Annotated in this window: 1 protein-coding gene and 1 pseudogene; one reads left to right on the forward strand and one right to left on the reverse strand. The window is 64.0% G+C overall.

Annotation, left to right across the window (positions count from 1 at the left end; all coding sequences use genetic code 11):
- Nucleotides 1–74: 74 nt before the first annotated feature.
- A complete protein-coding gene (locus EOA36_RS39005) occupies nucleotides 75–299 on the reverse strand; it encodes a hypothetical protein (RefSeq protein ID WP_348629840.1) in 225 nt (74 codons plus the stop codon).
- Here EOA36_RS39005 and EOA36_RS35780 point away from each other — a divergent pair.
- Nucleotides 258–1,164 (forward strand): annotated as a pseudogene (locus EOA36_RS35780) (SPOR domain-containing protein); the annotation flags it as partial. The gene EOA36_RS39005 and the pseudogene EOA36_RS35780 sit on opposite strands and share 42 nt — an antisense overlap.

The raw sequence follows: 1,164 nt of genomic DNA on the forward strand, positions 1-1,164 counted from the left end.
CTCCAGTTGTCGCAGCTCATGAGCCGGCAGTCGAGCCGGTGGCCGTCGATGTTGCGGACGACGATCTCGCATTGTCACTCGACGACGATTTCCACCTGGACATGTCGGATGCCGATGACCAGGCGGTCGCCGCCAGCCATGCGACCGCTGGCGCCGCGCAAGCCGTGCCGTCCGTTGAACCTGCCTTCGACGCCGATTTCGACAATGCCGTCGCCAGTTCGCTCGAAGACATCTCGCCCTTCGACGATGATCTGCCGATGGAGGATGAGCTTGCCGCCTCCCTCGACCAGGATTTCCATATCGAGGACGAGGCTGCCGAGGCCCGGTATGCCGTTGAATCGCCGGTGGCCGAAGTGCCGGTGGCCGTCGAGCCGGCCTCCAATCATGAATTCGACGATGCGGTCGCGATCTCGCTCGAAGACGAGCTGATGCTCGACGACCATCCGGCGGATCAGCGCCAAGCGGCTGCTGTCGACTATCCAGAACCTGTACTAGCCGCCGCGGATGAAACCCAGGTGATCTCCGACGAGGATTTCGCGGGTCACTTCGACGATGCCATGCCCGATGTCGATGTGGATTTTGACGTTCAGGCGGACGAGCCGGAGGCTTTTGATGACGAGCCGGCGCACGAACTGCGCGCCGATGCCGTCGAGACGCAGGATGAAATTCCAGGCGCTGAAGCTGTTTCGGATGACGCCTTCGACCTGAATCTGGACGAGGCGTTTGCCGAGCCTGCCGAAGAGCCCGTCGCCGAAATCGCCGCGGCTTCCCCGCAATCGGCAGCTCCCGCGGCAGCCATTGTGCCGCCGGTGCAAGCGCCCATCGCGGACGAACGAAGCCTCGAAGACGAGCTGAACGCGCTTCTCGGTGCCATGACCGCGCGCACGCTGCCGTCGGCCAAGGAACCGGCCATGGTTCAGCCCGCCGTGACCCAGCCAGCCGCGACCCAGCCAACCGCAGCGCCCGTTCAGCCGCCTCTCGCCGCGACTACAAAGATCGCGGAGCAACCCGTCGATCTTGTTGGTGACCTCGACTGGGATCTCGATGAAACAGCGTCCGAGGATGCGCATCAATCCGGCTCCGCCCAGGCCGCCGACGCCAACCTCGACGACCTGTTGCTCGATGAACTTCAGGACCAGGATTTCGGCCCGGATGCCGCTGAAC

Source organism: Mesorhizobium sp. M8A.F.Ca.ET.021.01.1.1, from assembly GCF_003998025.1.
GTDB lineage: Bacteria > Pseudomonadota > Alphaproteobacteria > Rhizobiales > Rhizobiaceae > Mesorhizobium.